Source organism: Microbacterium sp. P2_F9 (genome assembly GCF_056403635.1).
This window is the reverse complement of sequence record NZ_JBFUFC010000003.1, coordinates 26541-49728: the sequence shown is the minus strand read 5'-3', so window position 1 is coordinate 49728 and position 23188 is coordinate 26541. Positions and strand designations below refer to the sequence as shown.

General features: G+C 69.8%; 20 protein-coding genes. 11 read left to right on the top strand and 9 right to left on the bottom strand.

Going from position 1 to position 23188, the window contains the following annotated elements:
- Positions 1 to 235: 235 nt before the first annotated feature.
- Entirely contained in the window at positions 236 to 667 is a 432-nt protein-coding gene (locus AC1DVT_RS00750; RefSeq protein ID WP_477385664.1) for a hypothetical protein, read from the top strand.
- Positions 668 to 1240: 573 nt separating this feature from the next.
- Here the strand turns inward: AC1DVT_RS00750 and AC1DVT_RS00745 are convergent.
- Complete coding sequence (locus AC1DVT_RS00745; RefSeq protein ID WP_477385662.1) at positions 1241 to 2482, bottom strand: class I SAM-dependent methyltransferase; 1242 nt, start codon at positions 2480 to 2482, stop codon at positions 1241 to 1243.
- Between the two features lie 463 nt (positions 2483 to 2945).
- Here AC1DVT_RS00745 and groES point away from each other — a divergent pair, with 463 nt between their 5' ends.
- Together groES and rarD are read left to right on the top strand one after the other, a co-directional pair.
- Complete coding sequence (gene groES, locus AC1DVT_RS00740; RefSeq protein ID WP_457100147.1) at positions 2946 to 3242, top strand: co-chaperone GroES; 297 nt, start codon at positions 2946 to 2948, stop codon at positions 3240 to 3242.
- A gap of 159 nt (positions 3243 to 3401) precedes the next feature.
- A complete protein-coding gene (rarD, locus tag AC1DVT_RS00735; RefSeq protein ID WP_477385660.1) occupies positions 3402 to 4397 on the top strand; it encodes an EamA family transporter RarD in 996 nt (331 codons plus the stop codon).
- Positions 4398 to 4734: 337 nt separating this feature from the next.
- Here rarD and AC1DVT_RS00730 read toward each other — a convergent pair whose 3' ends face one another.
- The 3 genes from AC1DVT_RS00730 to AC1DVT_RS00720 are packed head-to-tail and all read right to left on the bottom strand — an operon-like array spanning position 4735 to position 7597.
- Entirely contained in the window at positions 4735 to 5079 is a 345-nt protein-coding gene (locus tag AC1DVT_RS00730; RefSeq protein ID WP_477385658.1) for a metal-sensitive transcriptional regulator, read from the bottom strand.
- On the bottom strand, positions 5076 to 7388 hold the full coding sequence (locus AC1DVT_RS00725; protein ID WP_477385656.1) for a heavy metal translocating P-type ATPase: 2313 nt from the start codon (positions 7386 to 7388) through the stop codon (positions 5076 to 5078). The genes AC1DVT_RS00730 and AC1DVT_RS00725 overlap by 4 nt, the downstream gene beginning before the upstream one ends.
- Positions 7388 to 7597: a heavy-metal-associated domain-containing protein gene (locus AC1DVT_RS00720; protein WP_457100144.1), complete on the bottom strand. Its 210-nt coding sequence runs from the start codon at positions 7595 to 7597 to the stop codon at positions 7388 to 7390. Before AC1DVT_RS00720 ends, AC1DVT_RS00725 begins: the two co-directional genes overlap by 1 nt.
- Before the next feature lie 238 nt (positions 7598 to 7835).
- On the opposite strand from AC1DVT_RS00720, the gene AC1DVT_RS00715 reads away from it, so the two are divergent.
- Positions 7836 to 9113, top strand: coding sequence for an ABC transporter substrate-binding protein (locus tag AC1DVT_RS00715; protein WP_477385654.1), 1278 nt, complete (start codon positions 7836 to 7838; stop codon positions 9111 to 9113).
- Positions 9114 to 9270: 157 nt separating this feature from the next.
- On the opposite strand, the gene AC1DVT_RS00710 is transcribed toward AC1DVT_RS00715, so the two are convergent.
- The 4 genes from AC1DVT_RS00710 to AC1DVT_RS00695 are packed head-to-tail and all read right to left on the bottom strand — an operon-like array spanning position 9271 to position 13360.
- Positions 9271 to 10038 carry an ABC transporter ATP-binding protein gene (locus tag AC1DVT_RS00710; RefSeq protein ID WP_457100142.1) on the bottom strand — a complete coding sequence of 256 codons (768 nt, stop codon included), beginning with the start codon at positions 10036 to 10038 and terminating at the stop codon, positions 9271 to 9273.
- Positions 10035 to 11090, bottom strand: coding sequence for an ABC transporter ATP-binding protein (locus tag AC1DVT_RS00705; RefSeq protein WP_457100141.1), 1056 nt, complete (start codon positions 11088 to 11090; stop codon positions 10035 to 10037). The genes AC1DVT_RS00710 and AC1DVT_RS00705 overlap by 4 nt, the downstream gene beginning before the upstream one ends.
- Positions 11080 to 12078 (bottom strand): branched-chain amino acid ABC transporter permease, encoded by a 999-nt coding sequence (locus AC1DVT_RS00700; RefSeq protein WP_457100140.1) that lies wholly within the window; start codon positions 12076 to 12078, stop codon positions 11080 to 11082. Before AC1DVT_RS00700 ends, AC1DVT_RS00705 begins: the two co-directional genes overlap by 11 nt.
- A 4-nt stretch (positions 12079 to 12082) precedes the next feature.
- Entirely contained in the window at positions 12083 to 13360 is a 1278-nt protein-coding gene (locus AC1DVT_RS00695) for an ABC transporter permease subunit (RefSeq protein ID WP_477385652.1), read from the bottom strand.
- 294 nt (positions 13361 to 13654) lie between these two features.
- Here AC1DVT_RS00695 and guaB point away from each other — a divergent pair, with 294 nt between their 5' ends.
- Positions 13655 to 15157 (top strand): IMP dehydrogenase, encoded by a 1503-nt coding sequence (guaB, locus tag AC1DVT_RS00690; RefSeq protein ID WP_457100138.1) that lies wholly within the window; start codon positions 13655 to 13657, stop codon positions 15155 to 15157.
- A 107-nt stretch (positions 15158 to 15264) separates the two neighbouring features.
- Here guaB and AC1DVT_RS00685 read toward each other — a convergent pair whose 3' ends face one another.
- Entirely contained in the window at positions 15265 to 16722 is a 1458-nt protein-coding gene (locus AC1DVT_RS00685) for a DHA2 family efflux MFS transporter permease subunit (protein ID WP_477385650.1), read from the bottom strand.
- 81 nt (positions 16723 to 16803) lie between these two features.
- On the opposite strand from AC1DVT_RS00685, the gene AC1DVT_RS00680 reads away from it, so the two are divergent.
- From AC1DVT_RS00680 to AC1DVT_RS00655, 6 genes are all read left to right on the top strand, one after another.
- Positions 16804 to 17442, top strand: a complete 639-nt coding sequence (locus tag AC1DVT_RS00680) for a TetR/AcrR family transcriptional regulator (RefSeq protein ID WP_457100136.1) — start codon at positions 16804 to 16806, stop codon at positions 17440 to 17442.
- Positions 17443 to 17481: 39 nt separating this feature from the next.
- On the top strand, positions 17482 to 17760 hold the full coding sequence (locus AC1DVT_RS00675; protein WP_457100135.1) for a DUF2277 domain-containing protein: 279 nt from the start codon (positions 17482 to 17484) through the stop codon (positions 17758 to 17760).
- A gap of 191 nt (positions 17761 to 17951) precedes the next feature.
- Complete coding sequence (locus tag AC1DVT_RS00670; RefSeq protein WP_477385648.1) at positions 17952 to 19640, top strand: ABC-F family ATP-binding cassette domain-containing protein; 1689 nt, start codon at positions 17952 to 17954, stop codon at positions 19638 to 19640.
- 126 nt (positions 19641 to 19766) lie between these two features.
- Entirely contained in the window at positions 19767 to 20885 is a 1119-nt protein-coding gene (locus tag AC1DVT_RS00665) for a GuaB3 family IMP dehydrogenase-related protein (RefSeq protein WP_477385668.1), read from the top strand.
- Between the two features lie 101 nt (positions 20886 to 20986).
- Positions 20987 to 21772, top strand: a complete 786-nt coding sequence (locus AC1DVT_RS00660) for an SURF1 family protein (protein WP_477385666.1) — start codon at positions 20987 to 20989, stop codon at positions 21770 to 21772.
- 62 nt (positions 21773 to 21834) lie between these two features.
- Positions 21835 to 23187 (top strand): glucose-6-phosphate dehydrogenase, encoded by a 1353-nt coding sequence (locus tag AC1DVT_RS00655; protein ID WP_477385646.1) that lies wholly within the window; start codon positions 21835 to 21837, stop codon positions 23185 to 23187.
- The last annotated feature ends 1 nt before the right edge of the window (position 23188 follow it).

The following is a 23188-nucleotide window of genomic DNA, read 5'->3' as shown; positions in this document are numbered from 1 at the left end:
GGCCGGCTCGGCTGAGCCCGGTGCCGCGTCGGCGGCTTCTGCGTCGGCCGCCGCGGCGGCTTCGCCGGCGGCGGCTCAGCCCGGCGCTTCGGCTGCGGCTTCGGCTGCGGCTGAGCCGGCGGCGGCTTCGGCTGCGGCTCGGCCCGGCGCTTCAGCTTCGGCTCTGGGTGCGGTTGGACCCGGTGCCGGTGCGGGACATCCGGCCGCGGCTGAACCCGTGGCCCCGCGTGTCCCCGTGCCTGCCGTCGAGGAGCCCTCGGCCGACGTCGTGAGGCCGGACGCCGAGTCGGCCCTGCCGGGCGCGCACCGCGGGGGCTTCCTGCGCCTCCCCACGGCGCCGGTCGCGATCACCACCGAGCGGGCGCCCGCCCTTCCCGGTGAGGACGGACTCGCGAGCGAGCAGTGGGACATGGCCCAGCCCCCGCCCCGCCGCGGTCTCGGAGCGTGGGCGCTTGGGTTCTCGATCGTCGGGCTGGTCTTCTCGCTGTTCGTCGGCTGGGGGTTCCCAATCGGGGTGGTCGGCATTGTGGCCGCGATCCTCGCGCTGCGCCGCCCGCTCGAGAGCCGCGCCGTCGCCGTGTGGGCCTTGGTGCTCGGCGCCGTCTCGATCCTCTACAGCGCCGGCTGGCTGCTTTACGCCGCGTCCCAGGCCGCGCTCTTCAGCTGAACCCCGCGCTGGCTCCGCCGTCCCCACCGCCGCCCCGCTCCACCCCCACCCCGCGACCTGGTACGTGTCGCAGCACCCGTGACGAGCAGGCCCGCGCGGGCCGCGACCGCGAGCAGCGGCATCCGTGCGCCGCGGCGCGGCTCGCGCGATCGTCGATCTCGAAGACGGATGCCTCTGCTCAAACCTCATTGAACTTCGTGCTCACACGGCCTCCCGCCGAGAAATGCGGGCCGACGGGCTCGCCAGGTCGTCGAGAAACCACGCGGCGACTGAGACATCACGCAGCCCGTGATGTCTGGGCCCCGGAGTGATGTCTCGGCCCGAATGTGATTTCTCAAGGCGGGACGGATGTCGCGTCCCCGCCTCGCCTCGGCCGCGCAGAAGCCTCGCTTCGACCGCGCCCAAGAAGGTGGCGCAGGTGGTCGGATCCATGCGGTGGATCCCACCATTCGCGCCACCCTTGTGTGGGGCCTCTCTGTGAAGGTGGCGCAGGTGGTCGCATCGATGTGGTGGATCCCACCATTCGCGCCACCTTCGCCGCGACCCTGCAGGCTGGGACCCGCCTGGCCCGATTCAGACCCGGTCGGCGAGCACCGCCAGGCGCTTCGCGCCGACCCGCGTCACGATGAGCGTCGCCGACCCGTCGCCGCGCAGCTTCAGCTCCTTGCGCAGGACGGCGGGATCGACATCCACTCCCCGCTTCTTGATCTCGAGCCGGCCGATGCCGCGCTCGCGCAGCGCCTTGGCGAGCCCGCGGGTGTCGGCGGGCAGCTCCTCGCGCACGCGGAACGACTGCACGAACGGGCTCGTGAGCGCGGCATCCGAGGTCAGATAGGCGATGCGCTCGTCGAGCATGCCCGCCTCCAGCGACCGGGCGACGTCGCCGATCAGCCGCGCGCGAATGACTGCACCATCCGGCTCGTGCACAAAGGCGCCCAGCCCGCGGACCGGCTCGTCCTCGGCATCGGCTTCCGCCGTCAGCTCGGCCGCGGTGTCGCCGCGCACGACCAGCGCCGCGCGGCGCACGCCCGCACGCGCGAGCGCACCCGACCAGAGCACGAGCTCGATGGTCGAGCCGTCCGCGCTGACCCACTGCGCCTCGACGTCGTCGGGAATCAGGTCGCGATCCAGGCCCGGCCCCAGCTTCACCCCGGCCGGCACGCGCCGCGCGAGGTCGAATACCCAGTCCAGCGCCGGCGACCAGTCCTCCGGGCGCGTCCGCGACGTCTCGCTGTGCCCGGCCGTCCGCCGCGCCGGATCGAGCCAATACGCATCGACGGTCGGAAAGTCGGATGCCGCGCCCCCTTCGTCACCCGATACCCGGCCGCCCCCCGCCGCGGGCGCGACCTGCTCGGCTGTCGCGTGGCGCACGGTGACGGCATCCGAGAAGGGCGCGAGGTTGTAAGCGGCGATCGCCGCGGTGACCTCGTCGGCGTCGACGGCCACGACCCGCAGCCCGAGTCCCGCGAAGCCGAGCGCGTCGCCGCCGATCCCGCAGCCGAGGTCGGCGACCGAGGTCATGCCGGCGTCGCGGAACCGGCCCGCGTGCCGCGCCGCGATCGACAGGCGGGTCGACTGCTCGAGCCCGGCCGTGGTGAAGAGCATCCGCTCGGCGAATTCGCCGAACTTCGGACGAGCGCGCACGCGCAGCCGCGCCTGGGTGACGACCGCCGACACGAGGTCGGGGGAGTGGCCGGCGGCGCGCAGCCGCGACACCGCGCGGGTGACGTCCTCGGCCGATTCCACCGGGGGCAGGGCGTCGAGCAGGCGCAGCCCATCGGGCGTGAGCAGGGCGGTCAGCTCGGCGATGTCCATCCGGTCAGCCTACGGCGGCCTCTTGCTCGCGCCGCCGCGACCTCCTGTACCCAGCTGCGGGCCTCGTGACCGACACGCGGGGGACGGATGCCGCGTCCCCGGCGTGTCGTCAAGATGCCCCGCAGTTGGGCCCGCCGGCCCGGGGCCCCCGTGTGCGATCCCCCGTACCGACCCCGCCCCGACCACTGCCGGAGCCGGGTCAACCCGCGCACTCCGCCCCGAGCCCACAGGTTCGGGCGGCCTCGAAGTGGGGGTTCAGGCGATGACATGTGGGTTCGGCGCGGCGGCGGAGGGGCACGACAGGCCCGCGCGAAACGCCTGCCGCGGCATCCGACCGCGTCCGAAGATGACACAGACTTGGCACTCACGTTGCGAGAGTGCCAGCGCTTGCCTAAACTGAGTTAGCACTCTCACTAGGAGGGTGCTAACCAGTCTTGAAGTTCAAGGAAAGCAGAGGTAGACCGTGTCGGTTTCCATCAAGCCGCTCGAGGACCGCATTGTCATCAAGCAGGTCGAGGCCGAGCAGACCACTTCCAGCGGTCTGGTCATCCCCGACACCGCCAAGGAGAAGCCCCAGGAGGGCGAGGTCATCGCCGTGGGTCCCGGTCGCGTCGACGACAACGGCAACCGCATCCCGATCGACGTGTCCGTCGGCGACCGCGTGATCTACAGCAAGTACGGCGGCACCGAGGTCAAGTTCGGCGGCGACGACCTCCTCGTCCTGTCGGCTCGCGACGTGCTCGCGGTGGTTGTTCGCTAAGCTCGCGCACCAGCGTTTTCGAAGGACCCGGATGCCTCGGCATCCGGGTCCTTCTGCGTGCCCGGGTCGCTCGGCGCGTGCCCGGAAGCTCAGGGACCGATGCTCTGCTGAGCCCCGCGACCGCGACGGGCCCCGTCTGGGCGACCTTACGCTGGAGGAGTGAGTCGCGATCTGCCTGCCGTGTCCGAGTCCGCCGTCGCCTTCGGGACGGGGAGGTCGCCCGCGCGCGAGCGCGCGCTCGGCGGGGTCTACGCGTTCAGCGCCTACCTGCTCTGGGGGTTTCTGCCCCTGTACTTCATCGCGCTCGCGCCGACCGGCGCGTGGGAGCTCGTCGCCTGGCGGATCCTGCTGTCGCTCGCGTTCTGCGCGATCCTGCTGACCGTCACGCGCACGTGGCGCCGGCTCGGCGGGATCATGCGGCAGCGCCGGCTGCTGGCGCTCACGGCGCTCGCCGGCGCGCTGATCTACGTCAACTGGCAGGTGTACATCCTGGCCGCGCTCACGGGTCACGTGCTCGAGGCGAGCCTCGGCTACTTCATCAACCCGATCGTCACGGTGCTGCTCGGCGTGCTCGTGCTGCGCGAGCGCCTGCGGCTCACGCAATGGATCGCGCTGGGACTGGCCGCGCTCGCGGTGCTCGTCATCGTCGTCGGGTACGGCGCGTTCCCGTGGATCGCGCTCACCCTCGCGATCTCGTTCGGCCTCTACGGCCTCGTGAAGAAGAAGCTCGGACCCTCGGTCGACGCCGTGAGCGGGCTCACCCTCGAGTCCCTCTGGCTCGTGCCGGTCGCCCTCGTGCTGCTGGTCGTCGTGGGCAGCACGAGCGGCCTGACCATGGGTGCTGACGGTCCGTGGCACGCGGCGATGCTCGGCCTCGCTGGAGTCATCACCGCGACGCCCCTCCTGCTCTTCGCGGCGGGCTCGCGTCGCGTGCCGCTCACCGTCATGGGGATGCTGCAGTTCGTCGCGCCGATCCTGCAGTTCGTGATCGGGGTGTGGTTCCTGAACGAGGAGATGTCGACGGAGCGCTGGATCGGCTTCATCCTGGTGTGGGTGGCGCTGATCTTCCTGACGGTGGACTCGCTTGCCGCAGCCCGCCGCTCCCGCTCTTCGTCGGCCCCGGCCGGCGTCTCGGACGTCGCCGAACTCACCTGAGCCCGGCGCCGCGCGCTCGAGCCGCGGCATCCGAGACATCACTTCCGCGCCGAGAAACCACTTCGCCGCAGAGACATCATGCGTCGCGGTGGGTCTCGCCCGGAATGTGATGTCTCGCGGCCGGCGGCGGCGGGGGACGGATGCCGGTGCCCGGCGTTGCGGACCGCCCGTCGACCGCTGAGAAACCACATCGGCGCCGAGACACCACTTCGGCATCGAGAAACCGTGCGGGGCGGTGCGTCTCGACGCGGAAGTGATGTTTCGCGGCTGGCGCGGGAGTGGGGACAGATGCCGCGACCGCGGCGCTTCGACAAGCTCAGCGACCGCTGGAACCGCGCTACCGGACGAGGCGGGCGATCGCCTGGGTCGCCTCGGTGATCTTCGCGTCGGCCTCGGGGCCGCCCAGGCGCGCCGCGTCGACGACGCAGTGGCGCAGGTGGTCGTCGAGCAACCCGATCGCGACGGCCTCCAGGGCGCTGGTCAGCGCGCTGATCTGGGTGAGGATGTCGATGCAGTACTTCTCGTCCTCCACCATCTTGTGGATGCCGCGGGCCTGACCCTCGATGCGCCTGAGGCGGTTGAGGTACTTGTCCTTGTCGGTGATGTACCCGTGGTGGATGTGCCCGGCAGCAGCCTCGGCCTGGCCGGCCTGGTGCGCCTCGTGGACGTCGGTGGTGGTCATCGCTGCTCCTTCACGGAATCAATGGACGAGGCGCTCCGGAACCCGCGCAGCCGCAGGCTGTTGCCGACGACGAAGACGCTCGAGAACGCCATCGCCGCGCCGGCGATCATCGGGCCGAGCAGCCCGAGCGCCGCGAGCGGGATCGCGGCGATGTTGTACGCGAACGCCCAGAAGAGGTTGCCCCGGATGGTGCCCAGCGTCGCCCGCGACAGCCGGATCGCATCGGCGGCGGCCCGCAGGTCGCCACGCACCAGAGTGATGTCGGATGCCTCGATCGCGGCATCCGTTCCCGTTCCCATCGCCAGCCCCAGGTCTGCCTGCGCGAGCGCGGCAGCGTCGTTCACGCCGTCGCCGACCATCGCGACGATGCGGCCCTCGGCCTGGAGGGTCCGGATGACCTCGACCTTGCCGGCGGGCAGCACTTCGGCGATGACCCGGTCGATCCCGACCTCGGCCGCCACGCGCCGCGCGACCACCTCGTTGTCGCCGGTGAGCAGCACGGGCTCCAACCCGAGCGCGCGCAGCGCGGCGACCGCCTCGCGGCTGGTCGGCTTGACGGCGTCGGCGACGGTGAGCACCCCGCGGGCCTCGCCGTCCCACGCGACGAGCACGCTCGTGCGACCGGATGCCTCGCCCTCAGCGGCCGCGGCCGCCAGCTCAGCACCCAGAGTCACGCCCCACTCGGCCAGCAGGGCCGCGCGCCCGGCCACCACCAGGTGCCCGTCGACGATCCCGGAGACGCCGAGCCCGGCGAGGCTCTGGAACGACTCCACCGCAGGCAAGGCGCCCACATCAAGGGCGGCGGCCCGTGCGATCGCCTGCGCGATGGGGTGCTCGGAGGCGTGCTCGAGCGCTCCCGCCAGCCGCAGCAGCTCGGCCCGCTCGCCCCCGGGCAACGCCACGACGTCGTGCAGCGTCATCCGTCCCGTCGTGACGGTGCCGGTCTTGTCCAACACGACCGTGTCGACGGCGCGGGTGGATTCGAGCACCTCCGGCCCGCGGATCAGGATGCCGAGCTGCGCGCCGCGGCCGGTTCCGACGAGCAAGGCGGTGGGGGTCGCCAGGCCGAGGGCACACGGGCAGGCGATGATGAGCACCGCGACGGCGGCGCTGAACGCGGCCTCCGGCGCCGCACCGAGCAGCAGCCACACCACCAGCGTCAGCACGGCGATCACCAGCACGGCCGGCACGAAGACCGCGGAGATCCGGTCCGCGAGCCGCTGCACCGGCGCCTTGCCGGCCTGCGCCTGCTCGACGAGCTCGGCGATGCGTGCGAGGTGCGTGTCGCCCCCGACCCGGGTGGCCCGCACGATCAGGCTGCCGCCCGCGTTGAGCGTCGCGCCGACGACGGCGTCGCCTGCGCCGACCTCGACCGGCACGGATTCGCCCGTGACCATGGAGGCGTCCACGGCGGACGAGCCGGACACGACGATGCCGTCGGTCGCGATCTTCTCGCCGGGGCGCACCGCAAAGCGATCACCGACGCGCAGCCGCTCGATCGGCACGCGGGTCTCGACGGTCGCGCCCTCCGCGCCCACCGTAAGCAGTGCCACGTCCTTCGCCCCGAGCTCGAGCAGCGCCCGCATCGCGGCCCCGGCGTCGCGCTTGGACCGCACCTCGATGTACCGGCCGGCCAGCACGAACATCGTCACGCCCGCGGCGACCTCGAAGTACAGGGCACCCGCCCCGTCGATCGGCGCGAACGACCAGCCGTGGGTCATGCCGATCATGCCGGCGCCGCCGAAGAACAGCGCGTACAGCGACCAGAGATAGGCCGCCCCGATGCCGATCGAGATGAGCGTGTCCATCGTCGTCGCGCCGTGGCGGAGATTCAGCCAGGTCGCGCGGTGGAACGGCCACGCCGCCCACGTCACGACCGGCGTCGCCAGCGCGAGCGACACCCACTGCCACCCCGGGAACTGCAGCGCAGGGATCATCGCGAGCAGGATCACCGGCACTGCGAGCACGATCGCGCCGATCAGCCGACGCCGCAGCGGCGCCAGCTCGAGCTCGGCGTGGTGCTCGTGGGGCCGGGGGAGCGCGGCCGTGTAGCCGGTGCTCTCCACCTCGGCGATCAGCGCGTGCGGGTCGAAGCCTGCAGGCGCGAGCACGTGCGCCTTCTCCGTCGCGTAGTTGACGGATGCCTCGACCCCGTCGAGCCGGTTCAGCCGCTTCTCGATGCGCGCGGCGCAGGAGGCGCAGGTCATCCCGCCGATCTCGAGTTCGATCCGCGCGGCGCCGACGCCGTGCGCGCCGACGACCTTCCCGCCGATGGACGGCGAGAGGGCGTGGCCGCCGTGGGTGTCCATCAGACGCGCGCTGCCTCGTATCCGGCCTCGGCGACCGCGGCGAGGACCGCGGCATCGTCGAGCGGGGCGCTCGCGGAGACGATCAATCGCCCGCTCGCCGCGCTCACGTCGATCTGCTCGACGCCGGCGACCTTCGCCACCTCGTCGCGCACGGCCGACTCGCAGTGGCCGCAGTTCATCCCGGTCACCTGGAACTCATTCGTCGTCATCGGATTCACCCTCATCGTCGCGTTCTTTATACCCCAGAGGGGTACCTGCTTCAAGCGTATACCCACTGGAGGTATTCCAGACGGGGGCAGTGGCCGTCGAAAACGGCTTCATAACGATTCGGGTTGCGTTACAAACCGTTAACGAAAGGCAACACCCCGGGTACCCAAGCGCGATTAGGTTTAGGGAACTGGGACGGCTCCTGCGCCGCGCCCGCGTTCACCCACAGCAAGGAGCAACATGAGCGTCTTCACCCGCTCGCGTACCGCCAGCATTCTCGGCGGCATCGCGATCGCCGGCGCAAGCGCCCTCGTCCTCGCCGGCTGCTCCGGCGGCGGCGGAGAGGCGACAAGCGAAGCCCCGGCCGAGAATGTCGATCTGACGATCAAGATCGGCACGATCCTCCCCCAGACCGGAAGCCTGGCCTACCTCGGCCCGCCCGAAGAGGCCGGCGTCGGACTCGCCGTCGAGGACATCAACGCAGCCGACGTCGGGATCACGATCCCGGACATCGTCTGGGGCGACTCGGGCGACACCGACAACAAGGCCTACAGCACGACGATCCAGAAGCTCATCTCCGAGGGTGTGACCGCCGCCATCGGCGCCGCATCGTCCGGTGTGACGAAGCTGTTCCTCGACGACGCTGTCGCCGCGGGCATCATCACCTTCTCGCCGGCGAACACCTCGGTCGACTTCACGGCCTGGGACGACAACGGCCTCTACTGGCGCACCGCGCCCGCGGACACCCTGCAGGGCGAGGTCCTCGGCAACCTGGTCGCCGAAGACGGCAAGAAGAGCGTCGCGGTCATCTACCAGAACGACTCGTACGGCACCGGCCTGAACAAGGAGTTCAAGTCGAACTTCACCGCCAGCGGCGGCGAGATCGTCTCCGAGCAGTCGTACAACACGGGTGACACCACGTTCGACGCGCAGATCAGCGCGACACTCGCGTCGAACCCCGACGCGATCGCCCTGATCACGTTCGACGAGTTCTACACGATCGGTCCGGCTCTGCTGGCTGCCGGCTACCCGGCCGACCAGCTGTACCTCGTCGACGGCAACCTGAAGAACTACGGTTCCGACGCCAAGTGGCCTGCGGGTCTCAGCCTCGAGGGCGCCAAGGGCACCACGCCTGCCGGTCCTGCCCCCGACACCGAGTTCCAGGGTCGCCTCAACGAGTGGTGGGTCGGCGAAGGCAACGCCGAGCTGACCGACTTCTCGTACGGCAACGAGTCGTACGACGCGACGATCCTGCTCGCGCTCGCTGCGCTCGCGGCGAACTCGTCCGACCCCGCCGACATCGCCGGCAAGCTCCAGGAGGTCTCTGGTGGTTCGGGCGACGGTGAGAAGTGCACCGAGTTCAAGGAGTGCGCCGACATCATCCTCGGCGGCGGCGTCGCGGACTACGACGGCTACTCCGGACCGATCACGTTCGACGAGAACGGCGACCCGACCGAGGCCACCATCGGTGTCTTCCAGTACGGCGCTGACAACCTCTACACGCGCATCGACCTCTAAGTCGTAACGCAAGCCCAGGGGCCCCGGAGCAATCCGGGGCCCCTTCGCTGTCCCGGGCGGCACAGCGAAGGCGGGCGCACCCCCGGACAGACGAGAAGAGCGTAGGCCTCGGCCTCCGCTCTTCTCGTCTCACCGCCCCGCAACGGGGCGGATGGCGCTATTCGGTCCCGAGGGTGCCGAGGTAGAGCCCGATGACCTTGGGGTCGTTCAGGAGCTCGCGACCGGTGCCCTCGTAGGCGTCGCGGCCCTGGTCGAGGACGTAGCCGCGGTCGCAGATCTGCAGGCAGCGCCGCGCGTTCTGCTCGACCATGATCGTGGTGACACCGGCCTTGTTGATGTCGGAGACGCGGATGAACGCGTCGTCCTGACGCACCGGTGAGAGACCCGCGGACGGCTCGTCCAGCAGCAGCACCGACGGGTTCATCATGAGCGCGCGCGACATCGCGACCATCTGGCGCTCGCCACCGGAGAGCGAGCCGGCCCGCTGCTTGAGGCGCTTGCCCAGTTCCGCGAAGATCCCCGTCACGAACTCGAGGCGCTCGTTGTAGGTCTTCGGGGCCTGGTACAGCCCCATCTGGAGGTTCTCTTCGATTGTGAGCGAGGGGAACACGTTGTTGGTCTGCGGCACGAAGCCGACGCCCTTGGAGACGAGCTTGTCGGACTTCAGGCCCGCGACACTCTCGCCGTCGACCAGGACTTCGCCGCCGCGGATCTTCACCATGCCGAAGATGGCCTTGAGCAGCGTCGACTTGCCGGCACCGTTCGGGCCGATGATGCCGATCAGCTCGCCCTTGCGGGCGACCAGGTTCGCGCCGTTGATGATGTTGATGCCGGGCAGGTAGCCCGCGTACAGATCGGTGATCTGCACCACGACCCGCTCGGTCTTGGCATCCTCGGTGAGCGGCGCTCCATCCGCGTAGGTCATCGGTTCCCCTCTTCTGCGTCAGCGATCGAGGCCTCTTCGGCCACCTTGATCTCCTCGAGCAGATCGATCGCCGAGGTGTCGAGTTCGCCGGCCACGCGGCCGGTGACGACTCCCAGGTCGACGTCCTGGTGACTGCCCAGGTAGGCGTCGATGACGGCCTTGTCCTGCATGACGGACTCGGGCGGGCCTTCGGCCACGACGCGTCCTTCGGCCATGACGACGACCCAGTCCGCGATGTGGCGCACCATGTGCATGTCGTGCTCGACGAACAGCACGGTCATGCCGAGATCCTTGAGATCGAGGATGTGATCGAGCAGCGACTCGGTGAGCGCCGGGTTCACGCCGGCCATCGGCTCGTCGAGCATGACGAGCTGCGGGTCGCTCATGAGCGCCCGCGCCATCTCGAGGAGCTTGCGCTGGCCGCCGGACAGCGACGCGGCGTAGTCGTCCGCCTTCGCGTCGAGCTTGAACCGCTTGAGCAGCTCCATCGCCTTGTCTTCGATGTCGCTGTCCTGCTTGCGCCAGATCGCCGGGACGATGCTCGCCAGAAGGTTCTCGCCCTTCTGGCCCGTCGAGCCGAGCTTCATGTTCTCGAGCACGGTCAGCAGCGAGAGGGCCTTGGTGAGCTGGAACGTGCGCACCTGCCCCATCCGCGCCACCTTGAACGACGGGATGCCGGACAGCTGCTTGCCGTCGAACGACCAGGTGCCCGAATTGGGCTTGTCGAATCCGCAGAGCAGGTTGAACAGGGTGGTCTTGCCGGCGCCGTTCGGTCCGATCAGCGCCGTGATGGCGTTGCGGGGAATCTCCAGGTGCTCGACGTCGACCGCGGTGAGACCGCCGAATCGCCGGGTGACGTTGTCCATCGCCATGATCGGGTCGACCTTGGGCACCCCGGGCACGAACTCGCCCGTGGCGAGGCCGGTCTTCTTGGGGCGCCGGAGGCTGCCGGTCGTGGTCGGGACCGACCCGGTGGCGGGTGCTGCGGCGGGCGCCGCATCCGTCCCGTTGACGGGCTGTGACGTCGTGTCGTCTGAGGCGCTATTTGACAAAGGTCAGCTCCCTCTTGTTTCCGAAGATGCCCTGCGGGCGGAAGATCACGATGAGCATCAGCGCGACGCCCACCAGGATGAACCGGAGCGTTCCGGCCTGCTGGCTGGAGATATTCAGCACGTCCGACTGGGCGAGCGCAGGCAGCACGTTGTCGAGGAACCCCATGATGACCCAGAAGATCACCGACCCGACGACCGGCCCGAAGACCGTCGCCGCGCCACCCAGCAGGAGGATCGTCCAGATGAAGAACGTCAGCGACGTCGTATAGGTCGCCGGGACCACGGCCGAGGGAAGGGCGAACACGACCCCGCCCAGGGCACCGAAGACACCACCGATGATGAGCGCCTGCATCTTGTACGAGAAGACGTTCTTGCCCAGCGACCGGACGGCGTCCTCATCCTCGCGGATGCCCTTGAGCACGCGTCCCCACGGGCTGCGCATGAGCGCCCAGACCAGGTACACCGCGATGGCGAGCAGGATGATGCCGAAGACGCGCACCCACAGCTGGTCGGCGGTCCATTGCCACGGACCGAAGCCATAGATCATCTTCGTGCCGTCAGCGGTCTCGGCAGGGAAGGGATTGGCCCCGCGGAAGCCGGCGTGGTACCCGCCGAGCCCGTCTGCGGAGTTGGTGAACTCGTCGAACAGCTGAGTGGTGAGCAGCAATCGGACGATCTCCGCCGCCGCGATCGTCACGATGGCGAGATAGTCCGCCCGCAATCGCAGCGTCGGTATGCCGAGAATGATGGCGAAGACGGTCGCGGCGAGACAGCCGACGATGATGCCCACCCACCACGGCCAGCCGAAGCTGAGGATGGAGATGGCGTAGCCGTACGCGCCGAGGGCCATGAAGCCCGCCATGCCGAAGTTGAGCAGGCCGCCGTAACCGAACTGCACCGCGAGACCCGTCGCCGCCAATGCGTAGGCGATCGTCTCCGGGCTGAAGACCCAGTAGGCCGTGTTGTTGAGTATCTGACCCCAATCCATGGCCCTATCCCAGCCTCTCCTTGCGGCCCAGAATGCCCTGGGGTCTGACGAGCAGAATGATGATCAACACGGCGAGGGCGCCGACGTACTTCATGTCCGACGGGATCCACAGGGTCGAGATCTCGACCAGCATCCCGACGATCAGCGAACCGATCAGGGCGCCGAACGCGGTGCCGAGGCCACCCAGGGTGACGGCGGCGAAGATCAGCAGCAGCACCTGTCCGCCCATGTCCCACTTCACGCCGGGGCGGAAGTACGCCCACAGCACGCCGGCGACCGCCGCCAGCACCGCCGCGAGGATCCAGACGATCCGGATGACGCGGTCGACGTTGATGCCGGATGCCGCGGCCAGGCCTGGATTGTCGCTGATGGCGCGGGTCGCCTTGCCGATGCGCGTGCGCAGCAGCCAGTACGCGACGCCGATCAGCAGCACGATGCTCGTCACCATCGAGATGATGTCGATCCAGGAGAGCGAGATCGGGCCGAGGTGGATGTCGCGACCGGCGCCGGCGCCGGGCAGCTGGTACGTCGCGCCGCCGATGAAGAACTGGTACACGTAGCGCAGCGCCAGGGAGAGGCCGATGCTCACGATCATCACCTGGACGATGCCGAGGCCCCGTCTTCGCAGAGGTTTCCACAGTCCGGCGTCGAGGGACCAGCCCAGGCCGGCGCCGAAGACCACGACGAGGGGAAGCACGAGCCACATCGGCCAGGCGAGCCAGACGCCGAAGACGAGCGCGACGATGGCGCCGAAGGTGAGCATCTCGCCGTGGGCGAAGTTGCTCAGCCCGGTCGTGCCGTAGATCAGCGAGACGCCGATCGAGGCGAGCGCGAGCAGCAGGCCGAAGTTGAGGCCGTTCATCAGGCGATCGAGGAGCTGATCGATGAACGGAATCGTCACCCGCTCGCCCTCACCGAGGAAGAGGTTGATGATCTTCGTGTTGGTCTGGCCGAACTCGACGTCCTGCGAAGCGCTCTCGCCCTCGACGATGACGCCGTCGGGCAGCGTCGACTCGTCGACCGTGATGGTGTACTCGCCCTTCTCAGGCACGTACAGGCGCCACTTGCCCTCGGCATCCGTCACCGTCTCGGCCTCGAAGCCGTTGCCTTCGACGGAGACCGTCACATCGGCCACGGGCTTGTCTTCGAAGGTGATGATGCCGGCGAAGTAGAAATCGGTCTTCTCCTGGTCGTCACCGGGCGCGGCATGCGCCGCACCGGATCCGAGGAAGATCATCGCGGCAGCCAGCAGCACGCCCAACAGCGCGGCCAGCCACGGCATCGTTCGCCGCGCGGGAGCAGTTGTAGGACCCACAGAACCTCCAGTCAGCACAGCGCACACCGATGGTTCGGGTCGCATCGGCCGTGATCACGACGGTACGAGCGTAGTGTGTCGATCGTGTTTCAGACACGCGCCGATTGATACGTGATCGAATCGCCGCCCGGCCCGCGTGCGGGGTATACGCGCGGGGAATGAATTCGCGTGCCGGTCGCTTAGAATCGAGTACGGCGCGCTTCGAGCGCACCGGCCAGCGTCGTCTACCTCGAGCAACGCGCCGTGTGCGCAGGAGAATCTATGGACAGCCACGACCCGTTCGGCTTCGTCGGACTCACCTATGACGACGTGCTGCTGCTGCCAGGGCACACCGACGTCATCCCCAGTGAAGCCGACACGTCGTCGCGGGTGACGCGGCGCATCACGGTGGCGACACCGCTCATCTCGAGCGCGATGGACACCGTCACCGAAGCACGGATGGCGATCTCGATCGCGCGCGAGGGTGGCCTCGGCATCCTCCATCGCAATCTGTCGATCGAAGAGCAGGCGTCGATGGTCGACCGCGTGAAGCGCAGCGAGTCTGGCATGATCTCCGACCCGATCACGACCACGCCTGACGCGACCATCGAAGAGGTCGACAACCTGTGCGCGACCTACCGCATCTCCGGGCTGCCGGTGATCGACGACGAGGGCCGCCTGGTCGGCATCGTGACCAACCGCGATATGCGGTTCGTCTCGGGCTTCGAGCGTCAGACGACCCTCGTGCGCGACGTCATGACCACCGAGAAGCTCGTCACCGCTCCCGTCGGCATCGGCGCCAATGAGGTCATCGCCACCTTCGCGAAGCACCGCATCGAGAAGCTGCCGCTCATCGACGAGGACGGGAAGCTGGCCGGCCTCATCACCATCAAGGACTTCGACAAGAGCGAGAAGTACCCGCTCGCCACCAAGGACGAGCAGGGCCGCCTGCGCGTCGGCGCCGCCATCGGCTTCTTCGGCGACGCCTGGGAGCGCGCCGAAGCGCTGCGCGATGTCGGCGTCGATGTCCTCGTGGTCGACACGGCCAACGGCCAGTCCGCCGGCGTGATCGACATCGTGCGACGGCTGAAGGCCGACTCCTCCTTCGAGCACATCGACATCATCGGCGGCAACGTCGCCACGCGCGAGGGCGCACAGGCGCTCATCGACGCGGGCGTGGATGCCGTCAAGGTCGGCGTCGGACCAGGCTCGATCTGCACGACGCGCATCGTCGCGGGCGTAGGCGTGCCCCAGGTCACGGCCGTGTACGAGGCATCCCTCGCCGCGCGCGAAGCGGGCATTCCGGTCATCGCCGACGGTGGGCTGCAGTACTCCGGCGACATCGCCAAGGCGCTCGTGGCCGGAGCGGACACCGTCATGCTCGGCTCGCTCCTGGCCGGCACCGACGAGTCGCCGGGCGAGATCGTCTTCCAGGGCGGCAAGCAGTTCAAGCAGTACCGCGGCATGGGATCGCTCGGCGCCCTGCAGACCCGCGGCAAGAAGACCTCGTACTCGAAGGACCGCTACTTCCAGGCGGACGTGCCGAGCGACGACAAGCTCATCCCCGAGGGCATCGAGGGCCAGGTCGCGTACCGCGGCCCCGTCTCGGCGGTCGCGTACCAGCTGGTCGGCGGGCTGCGGCAGTCGATGTTCTACGTCGGCGCCCGGACTGTCGACGAGCTCAAGGCCAAGGGCAGGTTCGTGCGCATCACGGCCGCCGGGCTCAAGGAGTCGCACCCGCACGACGTGCAGATCGTGGTCGAGGCCCCGAACTACAAGCGGTAGCACCCGCCTTTCGCCGAAACCACCTGGTTCGCGCGAAACCACCCATCCCGGCGACCCGGAGTCGGTGGGTTCGCGCGAGATGGGTGGTTTCGGCGTTGGTGGCTGGGTCAGACCTCGGCGAGCTCCGGCTCGGGAGTGGCGGATGCCTCGGCCGCGGCATCCGTCTCCGCAGCCGTGGAGCGACCGGCGGGGAGCCAGAACGCGGCGACGGCCGCGGCGAAAAGCACCGCGGCGCCGGTGAGCACGGCCGGGCGCGCGGCGTCGACGTAGAGGTCGGGCTGCAGCTCGCCGCCCGCGCTCACGAAGATCGCGGTCATCACGGCCGTGCCGAGGGCGATGCCGATCTCGCGGACCGTCGAGTTCACTCCGGACGCCTTGGCGTGGTCGATCACGCCGAGGGTCGCGAGCAGGGCCGTCGCGGACGGGGCGAAGACGAGCCCCATGCCGACGCCGGCCATGATGAAGGGTGCGATGAGCGCGGGATAGTCGAGGTCGGTCGAGAGCATCAGGCCGATCCAGGTGAGGGCGACGCCCTGCAGCAGCAGGCCCGTGAGCATGAGCGCACGGGTGCCGACCCGCGGTGCGATGATGCCGGCGATCGGAGCGACGAACATGGGGGCGAGCGTCCACGGCGTGGTCTGCACGGCCGCCTCGAGCGGGGTCGATCCCTGCACCACCTGCATGTACTGGATGAGGATGAACACCGCGCCGAACGTGCCGAAGGTGAACGCGAACCCGACGATGTTGGTCAGCGAGAACGAGCGGTCGCGGAAGAGCCGCAACGGCACGAGCGGCGCCTTCGCGCGGGTCTGCCAGCCGACGAAGGCGAGCAGCAGCACGACCCCCACGGTGATCTCGGCGATGACGCTGAACGACGACCAGCCGTCATCGTTGCCTCGGACGATCGCGTGCACCAGAGCCAGCACCCCGCCGGCGGCGAGCAGCGCGCCGACGACGTCGATGCGCGAGCGGGCGCCGAAGTCGTTGTTCAGGGCCAGCAGGGCGAAGGGGATGGCGACGATCGCGACCGGGATGTTGATCCAGAAGATCGCCTGCCAGTTCCAGCCCTCCATGACCGCTCCGCCCACGAGCGGGCCGACCGCGACCCCGAGGCCCGAGATCCCGCCCCAGATGCCGATCGCGAGCGGACGGCGATTCGGGGCGACCCCGCCGGCCAGCAGCGCCAGCGAGAGCGGAAGCACCCCCGCACCGCCGAAGCCCTGCAGTGCCCGGGCGGCGATGAGCTGACCCGGATCGGTGCTGAGCGCGGCGAGGGCCGAGCCGATGCCGAAGACCGCGATGCCGATGGCGAACACCGTGCGGCGGCCGAACCGGTCGCCGAGTGCGGAGGCGACGAGGATCGCACTTGCGAACGCCAGCGTGTACGCGTTCATGAACCACTGCAGCTCCTCGACGCTGGCGCCGAGTTCCTGGTGCAGCACGGGGAGGGCGTTGGTCATGACGAGGTTGTCGAGCGTCGCCATAAACATGGGGACGGATGCCGCGGCTACGACGAGCCCGAAGGGTCGTCTGCGCACCGGCGCGGAGGTGAGGATGTCGCTCATGCGAGGCTCCTTCATGGTTGTTGTAATCGAATGATTACTTGGCTGAGTCGACTGTAGTAATCGACTGATAACATGTCAAGCGTGAATGCGAATGAGGGACCGACGACGACGTCGAAGCCTGTGCCGGCCGTCCGGATGAGCTCGGAGGACCGACGCGAGCAGATCATCGCCGCGGCGCTCGCGGTGTTCGGCGCGAAAGGGTACGAGGGCACAACGACCGACGACGTCGCGCGCACGGCCGGCATCAGCCAGCCGTACGTCGTGCGCCTGTTCGGCACGAAGGAGAACCTCTTCCTCGCGGCCATGCAGTCGGCGTTCGACGCGCTGATGCGCGTGTTCCGCGTCGAACTCGCCGATACGACGTCTGAGCGCCCGGTCGCCAAGCGCATCGGCGACGCCTACGTCGAACTGCTGAGCACGCGCGGACTGCACCAGACGCTCTCGCACGCATGGCTGCTCGGCGGGCATCCGGTGATCGGCCCCGCCGCGCGCAAGGGATTCGCCCAGGTGTGGGAGTTCTTCCGGGACGAGGCCGGCTTCGAGGCCGACGAGGCGCGGATGTTCCTCGCCGAAGGCATGCTCATCAACGTCATGATCGGCATGCGGCTCGTCGACGACTACGGCTCCGACCCGCGGATCACCGAGCTCTTCCGCACCTGCTTCCCGACCGAGCTGCCGCACATCCTCGACATCGCACCGCGGGGCGACGAGCCCTGGTAGACGGTGACGGATGCGGCGGCCCGGCGTATCGTCGAGGCCATGTGCCGCAGCATCCATAACCTCCACAATTTCGAGCCGGCTGCCACCAACGACGAGGTGCACGCCGCCGCTCTGCAGTACGTCCGCAAGATCGCGGGCACGACGAAGCCCTCGAAGGCCAACCAGGAGGCCTTCGACCGCGCCGTGCACGAGATCGCCCACATCACCGGGCACCTGCTCGAGGACCTGGTCTCGACGACACCGCCGAAGAACCGCGAGGAAGAGGCCGAGAAGAAGCGCGCCCGCGCGATCGCCTCCGGACGGTACGCCGCGGCCTGACCGGGCGCGGCGTCGCTCCTGTACCCAACTGCGGGGATCGTGGCCGACACGCCGGTCCGGTGGGCCCGCGCCCGGCGTTTCGCCCGGCATCCCCGCCGTTGGGCACGCGTCGTGTGAGCGACCGGATGCCGCGGCCGCGAGTCGCGATAGGCTGATCGGCTCTGCATCCGCGGGGCGGACGGGGCCACATCGTGGGATACATCGACGTCAACGGCGTCTCGTACGCGCTGCCCGACGGGCGGCCGCTGCTCGACGACATCGCGTTCCGCGTCGGCGAGGGATCGACGACCGCGCTCATCGGCGCGAACGGCGCGGGCAAGACGACGCTGCTTCGTATCATCCGCGGCGAGGAGGCCGCCCACGCCGGAGCTGTGACGATCGGCGGCGGGCTGGGGGTCATGGATCAGTTCGTCGGGCATGGCGCGCCCGGCCGGACGGTCCACGACCTGCTCGTCTCGGTCGCTCCCGACCGCGTGCGCAGAGCAGCCCGAAGGCTCGAGGACGCCGAAGCGGCGATCATCGACCGCGACGAGCTCGACACGCAGATGGAGTACGCCGGGGCGCTCGGCGACTACGCCGAAGCCGGCGGCTACGAGCAGGAGACGCTCTGGGACTCCTGCACGATCGCGGCGCTCGGCATCCCGTTCTCCCGGGCCCGATTCCGCGAGCTCTCCACCCTCTCCGGCGGCGAGCAGAAGCGGCTCGCGCTCGAGGCGCTGCTGCGCGGCCCCGACGAGGTGCTCCTGCTCGACGAGCCGGACAACTACCTCGACGTGCCCGGCAAGCGCTGGCTCGAGGAGCGCCTGCGCGAGACGCCCAAGACGGTGCTGCTGGTGTCGCACGACCGGGAGCTGCTCGCACGCGGCGCCGACCGCATCGTGACCCTCGAGGTCGGCGGTGCCGGGTCATCCGCCTGGGTGCACGGCGGCGGCTTCGCCACCTACCACCGTGCGAGGGAGGAGCGGATGGCGCGCCTCGACGAGCTGCGCCGCCGCTGGGACGAGCAGCACGCCAAGCTCAAGGCCCTGGTCGCCGACCTCAAGGTGAAGGCCTCGGCGAACGACGGGTTCGCGTCGAGGTATCGCGCAGCCCAGACCCGGCTGCGCTGGTTCGAAGAGGCGGGTCCGCCCGAGGAGCGCCCGCCCGCGCAGGACCTCGACGTGCGGCTGCGCGGCGAGCGCACCGGCCGCCGCGCGGTCGTCGCCGAGCGCCTGGTGCTGACCGGGCTCATGGACGCCTTCGATCTGGAGGTCTGGTACGGCGACCGGGTGGCGGTGCTCGGGTCGAACGGCTCTGGAAAGTCGCACTTTCTGCGGCTCCTCGCCGGTGGCGGCACCGACCCGGACGCGCTCCTGGGTCACGTCACCGCGGTCGGCACGGCCCTGGATCCCGTCGAGCACGCGGGTCGCGCCGTCCTCGGCGCCCGCGTCGTGCCCGGCTGGTTCGCGCAGACTCACCAGCACCCCGAGTTCCGGGGTAGGACACTGCTCGACATCCTCCATCGCGGCGACGACCGTCGCACCGGATTGCCGAGGGATGCCGCGAGCTCGGCACTGGACCGCTACGGGCTCGTCCGCCAGGCCGAGCAGACGTTCGACACGCTGTCGGGCGGCCAGCAGGCGCGGTTCCAGATCCTGATGCTCGAGCTGTCCGGCGCGACGCTGCTGCTGCTCGACGAGCCGACCGACAACCTCGACCTCGTCTCGGCCGAGGCGCTCGAGGACGCGCTCACGCGGTTCCAGGGCACGGTGCTCGCGGTGACGCACGACCGCTGGTTCGCGCGCTCGTTCGACCGCTTCCTCGTGTTCGGCTCCGACGGCCGTGTCTTCGAGTCGGGCGAGCCCGTATGGGACGAAGCCCGGGTGGTCCGGCCGCGCTAGCGCCCGGTCGCTGAGCCTGTCGAAGCGGCCGGGCCGCGGCATCCGCCCACTGCAACGCACCCTTCGACAGGCTCAGGGCCCGTAGCGGGGCGCGAGAACGCGCGCGAGTAGGCTGAGGGGGTGAGCATGGAGATCGAGCTCGGCCGCGCCAAGCGCGCCCGCCGGGCCTATGCGTTCGACGACATCGCGGTCGTGCCCTCTCGGCGCACCCGCAACCCGGAGGACGTCTCGACGGCCTGGACGATCGATGCGTTCCAATTCGACATCCCGGTGCTGGGCGCCCCGATGGACTCGGTCATGAGCCCTCGCACGGCGATCATGCTGGGCCAGCTCGGCGGGGTGGGCGTGCTCGACCTCGAGGGGCTGTGGACGCGCTACGACGACCCGGAGCCGCTCCTCGCCGAGATCGCGAGCCTGCCCGATGCGGCGGCGACCGCGCGCATGCAGGAGCTCTACGCCGCCCCGATCCAGCCCGAGCTCGTCCGTGCGCGGCTCGCCGAGATCCGCGCCGGCGGAGTCACCGTCGCCGGTGCCCTCACCCCGCAGCGCACCCAGGAGCTGTACGAGACCGTCGTCGCCGCCGGCGTCGACCTCTTCGTCATCCGCGGCACGACAGTCTCGGCCGAGCACGTCTCGTCCGTCGAGCAGCCGCTGAACCTCAAGAAGTTCATCTACGACCTGGATGTGCCGGTCATCGTCGGCGGCGCCTCGACCTACACGGCCGCGCTGCACCCGATGCGCACCGGTGCGGCCGGCGTGCTCGTCGGGTTCGGCGGGGGAGCCGCGTCCACCACGCGCGCCACTCTCGGCGTCCACGCACCCATGGCGACCGCGGTCGCCGATGTCGCCGGCGCGCGCCGCGACTACCTCGACGAGTCGGGCGGCCGCTACGTCCACGTCATCGCGGACGGTGGGGTCGGAACCTCCGGCGACATCGTGAAGGCACTGGCGATGGGGGCGGATGCCGTCATGCTCGGTGTGGCGCTCGCGCGCGCCACCGACGCTCCCGGCCTGGGCTTCCACTGGGGTCCGGAGGCGCACCACGCCAAGCTCCCGCGCGGCAAGCGCATGAAGATCGACCAGCTCGTGAACCTCGAGTCGGTGCTGTACGGCCCCGCCCCGGTTGCCGACGGCACCGCGAACCTCATCGGGGCCCTGCGCAAGTCGATGGCCACGACCGGGTACTCCGACCTCAAGGAGTTCCAGCGCGTCGAGGTCGTCGTCGCGCCGTACAGCGGCGGATGACCGACCCTTCGACAAGCTCAGGGACCGGCGTGGGCGGCTCAGGGACCGGCCCTTCGACAGGCGCAGGGACCGAGGTCTTCCCGCCGACCCTGCGCGAGGTCATGGTGCGGCCGCGCTGGCTGGCCATGCTCGCCCTCTGCCTCGTGGTCGCGGGCGTGTTCGCGTGGCTCGGCCAGTGGCAGCTCGGCCGAGCGGTCCAGCAGGGTCCGACCGAACCAGGCGCGACCGAGCAGGTGCAGCCCCTCGCCGACGTCGTCGCCCCGGGGGCGTACCTCCCCGAGTCGGTCGTCGGCCAGCAGGTCTCCGTCTCGGGCAGCTGGATCCCCGGCGACTTCCTCCTCGTCGAGTCGCGGCTCAACGACGGGGTGGAGGGGTACTGGGTCACCGGCCAGCTTCGCCTGACCGGCACCGACGCGCCCACCTCGCTCGCGGTCGCGATCGGCTGGGCGCGGACGGCGGATGCCGCAGCCGCAGCCGCCGAGAAGCTCGAGGCCGCGGCATCCGGAGACTCGCCGCAGGCGATCGACCTCACCGGGCGCATCATCTCGGACGAGGGTCCGGATCTGCCCCCGCGCGGCGCGGACCCGCAGACCATGACCCGCATGTCGCCGGCCGCGCTGCTCGCGCAGTGGCATGACATCGAGGGCCTCGACGTGTATCGCCCCTACCTGACGGCGGGGGAGCCGACTGCCGGTCTGGTGGCGATCCACTCCCCGGCGCCTGCCGAAGGATCCGCGGTCAACTGGCTCAACATCTTCTACGCGATCGAGTGGGCAGTGTTCGCCGGGTTCGCGTTCTACCTCTGGTATCGCCTTGCGCGCGACGCGTGGGAGCGCGAGGTCGAGGAGTTCGGCGAAGCCGCGGCCGGCGTCGAACCGACCGCCTAGCACCGAAGGTCGCCACGCGCCAGGGCGCGCCGCGCCCGAACCGCCACGCCTACTCTCGTGCTGTGACCCAGAGCGTGAGCATCCTGATCCTCGGCGCGGGGGGAGACCTGACGAAGCGGCTGCTCCTTCCCGGCCTCGCGAGCCTCCTGTCGGAGCACGACTACGAGGTGCAGATCCTCGGGGCCGCGCGGGAGGATCGCACCGACGAGCAGTGGCGGCAGCTGATCCGCGACAGCTTCGGGCAGATCGGCGACCCGCACGACGCAGACCGCTACCTGGAGTCGGCTCGGTACGTGACATCGGATATCACGGACGTCGACGAGCTTCGACAGCTGGTCGCCGCGTGCGACCACACGCCCGTCCTCTTCTTCGCGCTGCCGCCGGCGATCACGGCGAAGGTGTGCGCGGCCCTCCGGCAGGTCGACCTGCCCGAGGGCGCCCGGCTCGCGCTCGAAAAGCCGTTCGGCACGGACCTGGCCTCGGCGCGCGCGCTCAATCGCCTGATCGCCCAGCTCGTGCCCGAGGAGCAGGTGTTCCGCATCGATCACTTCCTCGGAATGTCGATGGTGCTGAACATCCTCGGCCTGCGCTTCGCCAACCGGTTCTTCGAGTCGGTCTGGAACGGCGAGTCGATCGAGCGCGTCGAGATCGTGTACGACGAGCTCATCGGACTCGAGGGGCGCGGCGGCTACTACGACCACGCCGGCGCCCTGAAGGACATGATCCAGAGCCACCTCCTCGAGGTGCTCGCGCTCGTCGCGATGGAGCAGCCGCCCCGGCTCAACGAAGTGGAGCTCCGCTCCAACGCGGCTCAGGTGCTGCGCGCGACACACGTCTGGGACGACGATCCGGTCGCCTCGAGCCACCGCGCGCGCTACACCGCGGGGCGGGTCGGCGATCGCGCGCTGCCGTCGTACGCCGACGAGCCGGGAGTCGATCCCGCACTCGAGACCGAGACGCTCGCCCAGGTGACGTTCGAGATCGACACCGCCAGATGGCGGGGCGTTCCGTTCGTGCTGCGCTCCGGGAAGGCGATCGGAAAGTACACCACCCAGGTGCGCGTGCACCTGCGCCCGGTGCCGGAAATCCCCGGGTTCGGGGGGTCTCCGGCAGCGGACTCGCTCGTCTTCGACCTCAAGTCCGGCGAGGTCGAGTTGGGCGTGACGATGAACGGCAGTGGCGACCCGTTCGTCCTGGAACGCAGCACGCTCGTCGCGAAGAAGGAGCCGGGCGACCTCTTGCCCTACGGCCAGGTGCTGCGCGGCATCCTGGACGGCGATCCCCTCCTTTCGGTGCGCGCGGACATGGCGGAGGAGTGCTGGCGCATCATGCGCCCCGTGATTCGGGCGTGGCGCGAGGGCAAGGTGCCGCTCGAGGATTACCCCGCGGGGTCTCTCGGACCGGAGGGGTGGTAGG

Excerpts from the sequence above, each read along its gene's own strand:
- AC1DVT_RS00710 (WP_457100142.1), bottom strand. The coding sequence starts at position 10,038 with ATGACCTACGCGGATGGAGCGCCGCTCACCGAGGATGCCAAGACCGAG.
- guaB (WP_457100138.1), top strand. The coding sequence starts at position 13,655 with ATGGACAGCCACGACCCGTTCGGCTTCGTCGGACTCACCTATGACGAC.
- AC1DVT_RS00715 (WP_477385654.1), top strand. The coding sequence starts at position 7,836 with ATGAGCGTCTTCACCCGCTCGCGTACCGCCAGCATTCTCGGCGGCATC.
- AC1DVT_RS00745 (WP_477385662.1), bottom strand. The coding sequence starts at position 2,482 with ATGGACATCGCCGAGCTGACCGCCCTGCTCACGCCCGATGGGCTGCGC.
- AC1DVT_RS00720 (WP_457100144.1), bottom strand. The coding sequence starts at position 7,597 with ATGACGACGAATGAGTTCCAGGTGACCGGGATGAACTGCGGCCACTGC.
- AC1DVT_RS00730 (WP_477385658.1), bottom strand. The coding sequence starts at position 5,079 with ATGACCACCACCGACGTCCACGAGGCGCACCAGGCCGGCCAGGCCGAG.
- AC1DVT_RS00725 (WP_477385656.1), bottom strand. The coding sequence starts at position 7,388 with ATGGACACCCACGGCGGCCACGCCCTCTCGCCGTCCATCGGCGGGAAG.
- AC1DVT_RS00700 (WP_457100140.1), bottom strand. The coding sequence starts at position 12,078 with ATGGATTGGGGTCAGATACTCAACAACACGGCCTACTGGGTCTTCAGC.
- AC1DVT_RS00660 (WP_477385666.1), top strand. The coding sequence starts at position 20,987 with ATGGTGCGGCCGCGCTGGCTGGCCATGCTCGCCCTCTGCCTCGTGGTC.
- AC1DVT_RS00675 (WP_457100135.1), top strand. The coding sequence starts at position 17,482 with ATGTGCCGCAGCATCCATAACCTCCACAATTTCGAGCCGGCTGCCACC.
- AC1DVT_RS00685 (WP_477385650.1), bottom strand. The coding sequence starts at position 16,722 with ATGAGCGACATCCTCACCTCCGCGCCGGTGCGCAGACGACCCTTCGGG.
- AC1DVT_RS00665 (WP_477385668.1), top strand. The coding sequence starts at position 19,767 with ATGGAGATCGAGCTCGGCCGCGCCAAGCGCGCCCGCCGGGCCTATGCG.
- AC1DVT_RS00695 (WP_477385652.1), bottom strand. The coding sequence starts at position 13,360 with ATGCCGTGGCTGGCCGCGCTGTTGGGCGTGCTGCTGGCTGCCGCGATG.